Origin of the sequence: Actinotalea sp. JY-7885, assembly GCF_014525465.1 — a bacterium.
Classification (GTDB): Bacteria; Actinomycetota; Actinomycetes; order Actinomycetales; family Cellulomonadaceae; genus Actinotalea.
In genome coordinates, this window is record NZ_JACEXH010000142.1 from 1 (window position 1) to 8531 (window position 8531).

The window sequence follows — 8531 nt, forward strand, 5'->3', positions numbered from 1 at the left end:
CGCGACGGGCGCAGCGGGCGTGGGCCGCGGTGCCCGTCGCGCGGCGCGCCGCGGTGCTCCTGCGCCTGCACGACCTGGTGCTCGACCGGCAGTCCGAGGCCCTGGACCTCCTGCAGCTCGAGAACGGCAAGGCGCGCAGCAGCGCGTACGAGGAGGTGGCCGACGTCGCGCTGCTGGCCCGGCACTACGGGCGCCGCGCGGCGGCGTACCTGGCGCCGCGGTCCGTGCCCGGCCTCGTGCCCGGGCTCACCGCCGCGCGCGTGCTGCGCCACCCGGTCGGCGTGGTCGGCGTGGTGGCGCCGTTCAACTACCCGCTGAACCTGTCCCTGGGCGACGCGCTGCCCGCGCTCGTCGCGGGCAACGCGGTGGTGGTCAAGCCGGACCCGCAGACCACCCTCGTCGCGCTCTGGGGCGCCGCGCTGGCCCAGGAGGCCGGCCTGCCGCCCGGGCTGCTCCAGGTGGTCGCCGGCGGCGGGGAGGTGGGCGGCGCGCTCGTCGGCGCGGTCGACCACGTCGTCTTCACCGGCTCGACCGCGACGGGGCGCCGGGTCGCCGCGCAGGCCGGCGAGGCGCTGGTCGGTGCGACGCTCGAGCTCGGGGGCAAGAACGCGCTCTACGTGACCCAGGACGTGGACCTCGCCGTCACGGCGGAGGGCGTGGTCCGGGCCTGCTTCTCGAACAGCGGGCAGCTGTGCGTCTCGACCGAGCGCCTGCTCGTCCACGAGGCGGTGGCCGACGCGTTCCTCGCCGAGCTCGTCCCGCGCGTGCGGGCGCTGCGCCTCGGCGCCGCCCTGGACTACACGGCCGACGTCGGCTCGCTCACGTCAGCGGCCCAGCTCGAGCGCGTGCACCACCACGTCGAGGACGCCGTCGCCCGGGGCGCCGTCGTGCTCGCCGGCGGCGTGCACCGCCGTGACGTCGGGCCGTACGTCTTCGAGCCGACGGTGCTCGACCGCGTGCCCCCGGACGCCGTCGTCGCGGGCGAGGAGACCTTCGGGCCGGTCGTCTCCGTGCAGCGCGTGCGCGACGACGACCACGCGGTCGAGCTGGTGAACGGCAGCGACATGGGGCTGGCCGCGAGCGTGTGGTGCCGCGACGTCGCGCGCGCGCGGCGCATCGCGGCGCGCCTGGAGGTCGGCGCGGTGGGCGTCAACGACGGGTACGCCGCCGCGTGGGGGAGCACGGCCGCGCCCATGGGCGGCGTCAAGGCGTCCGGCCTCGGGCGGCGGCACGGGGTCGAGGGCGTCCACGCCGTGACGCGGACGCAGGCCGTCGTGGTGCAGCGGGGCACGCACCACGGGCTCGGGCTCGGGCGCCTCTACGCGCTGCCGGGCGAGCGGTGGACGCGCCTGTTCACGGGCGTGCTGCGCGCGGCGAAGACGCTGCGGCTGCCGTAGGGCCGGCCGGACGACGACGGGCGCCCACCGCGGGGTGGGCGCCCGTCGCCGGCGTCACTCGTGCGAGATGAGCGCGACGGCCTGCCGCGCGATCGCGAGCTCCTCGTTCGTCGGGACGACCATGACGAGGGTGGAGGTCCAGTCCGGCGAGATGATCGTCGGCTGGCTCTTGCGGCCCGCGTTGCGCTCCGGGTCCACCGCGATGCCCAGGCCTTCGAGCCCGGCCAGGGCGCGGGCCCGGACGATGTCGTCGTTCTCGCCGACGCCCGCGGTGAACGCGATGACGTCCACGCGACCGAGCACGGCGAGGTAGGCGCCGACGTACTTGCGCAGGCGGTGGATGTACACGTCCAGCGCCCGCGAGGCCGCCTCGTCGCCCGCCTCGACGAGCTGGTGCAGCTCGCGGAAGTCGTTCTGCCCCGCGAGGCCCTTGAGCCCGCTGCGGCGGTTGAGCAGGTCGTCGATCTCGTCGATCGACATCCCCGCGTTGCGGTACAGGTGGACGATGACGGCCGGGTCGATGTCACCCGTGCGCGTCCCCATGACCAGGCCCTCGAGCGGCGTCATGCCCATGGAGGTCTCGACCGCGACACCGCCGCGCACGGCCGACGCCGACGCGCCGTTGCCCAGGTGGAGCACGATCTGGTTGAGGTCGGTGACCCGCCGTCCCAGCACGCGCGAGACCTTGCCGGAGACGTACTGGTGCGACGTGCCGTGGAACCCGTACCGCCGCACGCCGTGCTTCTCCGCGACCTCGCGGTCGAGCGCGTACGTCGACGCGGCGTCCGGCAGGGTCTGGAAGAACGCGGTGTCGAACACGACCACGTGCGGCACGTCGGGCAGCAGCTGGCGCGCGACCTCGATGCCGCGCAGGTTCGCCGGGTTGTGCAGCGGCGCGAGCGGGGAGATCTCCTCGATCGCCTTGACGACGTCGTCGTCCACGAGCACCGGCTCGGAGAAGACGGCGCCACCGTGCACGACGCGGTGCCCGACGGCGACCACGTGCGCCTCGGCGAGGTCCGGGCCGGCCTCGGCGAACAGGTCGAGCACGGCCCGCAGGGCGGCGCCGTGGTCGGGCACCGGGTCGCGGCGCTCGGTGCGGATGCCGCCGAACGTGTGCCGGATGTAGCCCTCGGCCTCGCCGATGCGCTCGACCAGGCCGGACGCGATCGCCTCGCCGCCGACCGGGTTGACGAGCTGGTACTTCACCGACGACGAGCCGGAGTTGATGACCAGGACGCTGCCGTGCGCGCCGAAGGCGCTGTGGGTGCTCGGACGCTGTCCGACGCCGGGAACGGGGTTCATGCGCGTGCCTCCTCGGGCGACGTGGGGACCGCCGCCTGGGCGGCCACGTCCTCCTGCTGGGCCTGGATCGCGGTGATCGCGACCGTGTTGACGATGTCCTGGACGAGGGCGCCGCGCGACAGGTCGTTGACCGGCTTGCGGAGGCCCTGGAGCACGGGGCCGATGGCGACCGCGCCGGCCGTGCGCTGCACGGCCTTGTAGGTGTTGTTGCCCGTGTTGAGGTCCGGGAAGATCAGGACGGTCGCCCGCCCGGCCACGCTCGAGTCGGGCATCTTGGTCTTGGCGACCGAGGCGTCGACGGCGGCGTCGTACTGGATGGGGCCCTCGACGGACAGGTCGGGGCGGCGCTCGCGCACGAGCGCGGTCGCGGCGCGCACCTTGTCGACGTCGGCGCCCGTCCCGGACTCGCCCGTCGAGTAGGACAGCATCGCGATCCGCGGCTCGATGCCGAACTGCACGGCCGTCGCGGCGGAGGAGATCGCGATGTCGGCGAGCTGCGCGGCCGTCGGGTCGGGGTTCACGGCGCAGTCGCCGTAGACCAGCACGCGGTCGTCGAGGCACATGAGGAAGACGCTCGAGACGATGCTCACGCCCGGGACGGTCTTGATGATCTCGAAGGACGGCTTGATGGTGTGCGCCGTCGTGTGCATCGCGCCCGAGACCATGCCGTCCGCGATGCCGAGCTGGACCATCATGGTGCCGAAGTAGGAGACCGAGCCCACGATCTCCCGGGCCCGCTCGACCGTCATGCCCTTGTGCTTGCGCATCTCGGCGTACTCGTGCGCGAACCGCTCGTGCAGCTCGCCGTCGCGCGGGTCGATGATCGTCGCCGCGGTGATGTCGAGGCCGAGCTCGGTGGCCCGGGCGCGGATCGCGGGCTCGCTGCCGAGGATCGTGAGGTCGGCGACCCCGCGCTGCAGCAGCGTGCTCGCGGCGCGCAGGATCCGGTCGTCGCCGCCCTCGGGCAGCACGATGTGCTTGCGGTCCGAGCGTGCCCGGTCGAGGAGCTCGTACTCGAACATCAGCGGCGTCACGACGCTCGGGCGCGAGACGTCGAGTCGCTCGAGCAGCGTGGTGCCGTCCACGTGCTTGTCGAAGATCGCGAGCGCCGTGTCGATCTTGCGCTGCGACTCCGAGGACAGGCGCCCGCGGGTGCCGGCGGCGGCACTGGCCGTGCGGAACGTGCCCATGTCCGTCTGGATGATCGGCAGGCGCTGACCCAGGCCGTTGACCAGGCGGGCGACCGGCGACGGCGGGTAGAAGCCGCCGTTGAGGATGATCCCGGCGAGCGACGGGAAGCCCTCGGCGGCGTTCGCCATGAGCAGCCCGAGCAGGATGTCCGAGCGGTCCCCGGGGGTGATGACGACGGCGCCGTCGGTGAGCTTGTCGAGCAGGTGCTCGATGGACATCGCCCCGACCAGCAGGTCGAGCGCCTCGCGGGAGAGCAGCTCCTCGTCACCGGCGGCCAGGCGCCCGCCGACCGACTCCATGAGGGCGCGCACCGTGGGCGCGTTGAGGAGCTGGTTCTCGGGCAGCACCCACGCCGGGACGGCGGTGTTCAGGGCCGCGCGCACCGTGACGAGCTCCTGCGGCGCGCAGCGGTTCGCGATCACGCCGATGACCTCGGCGTGCTGCGCGCTCAGCTCCGCGAAGCAGACGTCGACCATGCTGCGGATCTCGTCCGGGCGACGGCCCAGGCCGCGGACCACCAGCAGCACCGGAGCGCCCAGGTTGACGGCGATGCGCGCGTTGTACGCGAGCTCCGTCGGGCCTGCGACGTCCGTGTAGTCGGTGCCGACGATGACGACGACGTCGCACTGCCGCTCGACCTCGTGGTACCGCGAGACGATGCGGGCGAGCGCCGCCTCGGGGTCCGCGTGCACCTCCTCGTACGTGACGCCCACGCACTCGTCGTACGACAGGTCGACGCCGTCGTGCGCGAGGAGGAGGTCGAGCACGTAGTCGCGCTGGCGCGTCTCGCGCGCGACGGGGCGGAAGACCCCGACCTTCTGCACGCTGCGGGTGAGGAGGTCCACCACGCCCAGGGCGACGGTGGACTTGCCGGTCTCGCCCTCGGCGCTGGTGATGTAGATGCTGCGTGCCACGGGTGTTCCTAACCTGTTGTCGCGCGGTTGGTGCCCGCCGGCCCGGGGTGGGGGCCCGGCGGTCGTGCCGATCTGATCATGCCCGGGTACGGGCGGGCCTACTCGTTGTCACCGCCGGTGACCGCCGCGCCGCCGAGCCCCTGCGGCCCGCCGACCTCGGTGCCGGTCTCGCCCGCGTCGGGCCAGACCCAGTCCCTGACCTCCGGGATGTCCTCGCCGTGCTCCCGGGTGTACTGCCGCGCCGCCAGGCGGGCGTCGACCATCTCCTGGCGCAGCTCGGCCGCGCGGGTCCCCAGGCCGGGGACCCGGTCGATGACGTCGATGACCAGGTGGTACCGGTCCAGGTCGTTGAGCATCACCATGTCGAAGGGCGTCGTCGTGGTGCCCTCCTCCTTGTAGCCGCGCACGTGGATGTTGCCGTGCCCGGTGCGGCGGTAGGTGAGGCGGTGGATGAGCCACGGGTAGCCGTGGTAGGCGAAGATCACCGGCTTGTCGGGCGTGAAGATCGTGTCGAACTCGCGGTCCGCGAGGCCGTGCGGGTGCTCCCGCTCGTCCTGCAGGCGCATGAGGTCGACGACGTTGACCACGCGCACGTTGAGGTCGGGCAGGTGCCGGCGCAGCAGGTCGGCGGCGGCCAGCACCTCGAGCGTCGGCACGTCGCCCGCGCACGCCAGCACGACGTCCGGGTCCTCGCCGCGCGCCTCCGTGCCGGCCCACTCCCAGATGCCGAGGCCGCGCGCGCAGTGCGCGATCGCCTCGTCCATCGTCAGGAACGTCGGCGCCGGCTGCTTCCCGGCCACCACCACGTTGATGTAGTTGCGGCTGCGCAGGCAGTGGTCGTAGGTCGAGAGCAGGGTGTTGGCGTCCGGCGGCAGGTAGATGCGGACGATCTCCGCCTTCTTGTTCATCACGTGGTCGATGAAGCCCGGGTCCTGGTGCGAGAACCCGTTGTGGTCCTGGCGCCAGACGTGCGACGTCAGCAGGTAGTTGAGCGAGGCGATCGGGCGGCGCCACGGGATGTCGCGGGTGACCTTGAGCCACTTCGCGTGCTGGTTGACCATCGAGTCGACGATGTGGATGAAGGCCTCGTAGCAGCTGAACATGCCGTGGCGGCCGGTGAGGAGGTAGCCCTCCAGCCAGCCCTGGCACTGGTGCTCCGAGAGCATCTCGACGACCCGGCCGGCGCGGGCCAGGTTGTCGTCCTGGGGCAGGATCTGCGCGTCCCACTGCTTGTCCGTCACCTCGAAGACGGCCTGCAGGCGGTTCGACGCCGTCTCGTCCGGGCCGAAGATCCGGAACGTCTCGGGGTTCGCCTCCACGACGGCGGCGAGCCACCGGCCGAGCACGCGCGTCGCCTCGGCGATGGTGCCGCCGGGGGAGGAGACCTCGACGGCGAAGTCGCGGAAGTCCGGCAGGCGCAGGTCGCGCAGCAGCAGGCCGCCGTTGGCGAACGGCGTCGCGCTCATCCGCAGCGCGCCCTCGGGGGCGAGGGCGGCGACGTCATCGACGAGCCGTCCGGTGGCGTCGAAGAGCTCCTCGGGGCGGTAGCTCTTCAGCCAGCCCTCGAGGACGTGGAGGTGCTCGTCGGTGTCGCGCGCGCTCGCGAGCGGGACCTGGTGGGAGCGCCACGAGTCCTCGACCTGCTTGCCGTCGATGACGGGCGGGCACGTCCAGCCCTTCGGCGTGCGCATGATGATCATGGGCCAGCGGGGCCGCTCGGCCAGCGTGCCCTCGCGGGCCGCCTGCTTGATCTCGGCGATCTGGTTGAGGCACTCGTCGAGCACGTGCGCCATGCGCTGGTGCACGAGCGCGGGGTCCTCGCCGTCGAAGCCGCCCGCGACGACGTACGGCGTGTGCCCGTACCCGCGCATGAGGTCGAGGAGCTCCTCCTCGGGGATGCGGGCGAGCACGGTCGGGTTGGCGATCTTGTAGCCGTTGAGGTGCAGGATCGGCAGGACGACGCCGTCGGTCAGCGGGTCGACGAACTTGTTCGAGTGCCAGCTCGTGGCGAGCGGGCCGGTCTCGGCCTCGCCGTCACCGACGACGGCGGCGACCAGGAGGTCGGGGTTGTCGAAGGCCGCGCCGTAGGCGTGCGAGAGGGCGTAGCCGAGCTCGCCGCCCTCGTGGATCGACCCCGGCGTCTCCGGTGCGACGTGGCTGGGGATGCCGCCGGGGAACGAGAACTGGCGGAAGAGCCGCCGCATGCCCTCGGAGTCCTGCGTGACGTCCGTGTAGACCTCGGAGTACGTGCCCTCGAGGTAGGTGTTGGCCACCAGCCCCGGGCCGCCGTGGCCCGGGCCGGTGATGTAGAGCGTCTGCTGCGAGCGCTCCTGGATCACGCGGTTGAGGTGCGCGTAGATGAAGTTGAGCCCGGGCGTGGTGCCCCAGTGGCCCAGCAGCCGCGGCTTGACGTGGTCGCGGTGGAGGGTCTCGGCGAGGAGCGGGTTGTCGAGAAGGTAGATCTGGCCGACGGAGAGGTAGTTCGCCGCGCGCCACCACGCGTCCACGCGCGCCAGCGTCTGCGCGGAGAGGGGTTCGACGTCCCGTCGGGGCCAGCTCGTCGGACGATCCAGGACCGAGGTCATGTGCGCTCCTCCTCGACGGGGCCGCCGGGGTGTCCGGCGGGCGTGATCAGCGTGCCGCGCCTCGCCCGTGATTCATGGGACGATTGTCCTGACAGGGCCTCGGTGCCGTGCGCTGTCCCCATGCCACCACATCGCGGCCGGGGCCGCACCCATCCGCGGGTACCGTGGGAGTGGCCCGCGAGCGCGGGCGGACGGGTGGATCGATGAGCGACGTCAGGGCCGGAGGCTCGCCGGTGCCGCCCTCGTACGTGCGCACGGCGCTCTCGCCGCGGATGCTGGTCCTGCTGGTGCTGCTGCTGGGTGCCGCCGCGGTGTGCGCGCGCCTGGGCGTGTGGCAGCTGGACCGCGCGGAGCTGCGCGGTGACGCCGAGCAGCAGGAGCGGCGCGCCGCGATCGCCGAGGCCGACCCGCTGCCCCTGCAGGACGTCCTGGAGCCGCAGTCCTCCTTCCGCGGCGAGCTCGTGGGGGAGAAGGTCGTGGCCTCCGGCGCGTTCGAGCCCGACCAGGTCCTCGTGCCGGGGCGCGCGCTCGACGGTCGGACCGGCTACCTGGTCGTCGCGCCGCTGCGCGTCGACGACGCGGTGCTGGCCGTCGTCCGCGGGTGGGTCGCCGAACCCGAGGCGCCGGAACCGCCCACCGACGCGGTCGAGGTCGTCGGCTTCCTCCAGGTGGGCGAGGGGGCGGGGATCGCCACGGACCTGCCCGCCGGGCAGGTCGACGCCGTGAGCCCTGCCGAGCTCGTCAACCGCTGGGGTGGCCCCATCTACTCGGGCTACCTGGTCGAGGCCTCCGCGCCGGACGGCGTCCAGACGCTGCCCCCGCCGACGCTCGCCGGCGGCGGGCTCAACATCCAGAACCTGGCGTACGCGCTCCAGTGGTGGATCTTCGGTGGCTTCGCCGTGCTGCTGTGGGCCCGCATGGTGCGCGACGAGACGCGGCTGGCCCGCGAGGAGATCGAGGGCGGGCCCGACGACGACGGACCCGGCGGGCCGGGCGGAGGCGGCGCGGGCGACGGTCCGGGCACGGGACCGGTCGCGGGACGCGACGAGGAGGACGTCCCGGAGGGCGCCGCCGTCAGTCCGGCGCGGACCCGCGTGGGGGCCGGCGCAACGCCTTGACGTCCCGGCGCCGGCGCTCCG

At 73.3% G+C, this 8531-nt stretch carries 5 protein-coding genes; 2 read left to right on the forward strand and 3 right to left on the reverse strand.

The window, feature by feature from the left end; genetic code table 11:
* Window positions 1-1397: succinic semialdehyde dehydrogenase (locus tag IDM29_RS12490; RefSeq protein WP_188037585.1), on the forward strand; the 1397-nt coding region annotated here is incomplete at its 5' end.
* Window positions 1398-1451: 54 nt separating this feature from the next.
* Here IDM29_RS12490 and IDM29_RS12495 read toward each other — a convergent pair.
* From IDM29_RS12495 to IDM29_RS12505, 3 genes are all read right to left on the reverse strand, one after another.
* Complete coding sequence (locus IDM29_RS12495) at window positions 1452-2702, reverse strand: acetate/propionate family kinase (protein ID WP_182111980.1); 1251 nt, start codon at window positions 2700-2702, stop codon at window positions 1452-1454.
* The gene (gene pta, locus IDM29_RS12500; RefSeq protein WP_182111979.1) at window positions 2699-4807 is read right to left on the reverse strand and encodes a phosphate acetyltransferase; all 2109 of its coding nucleotides are present in this window, start codon (window positions 4805-4807) and stop codon (window positions 2699-2701) included. Before pta ends, IDM29_RS12495 begins: the two co-directional genes overlap by 4 nt.
* A 98-nt stretch (window positions 4808-4905) precedes the next feature.
* Window positions 4906-7392 (reverse strand): phosphoketolase, encoded by a 2487-nt coding sequence (locus IDM29_RS12505; protein ID WP_182111978.1) that lies wholly within the window; start codon window positions 7390-7392, stop codon window positions 4906-4908.
* A gap of 203 nt (window positions 7393-7595) precedes the next feature.
* On the opposite strand from IDM29_RS12505, the gene IDM29_RS12510 reads away from it, so the two are divergent.
* Window positions 7596-8510, forward strand: coding sequence for an SURF1 family protein (locus tag IDM29_RS12510; RefSeq protein ID WP_182111977.1), 915 nt, complete (start codon window positions 7596-7598; stop codon window positions 8508-8510).
* Window positions 8511-8531: the final 21 nt, after the last annotated feature.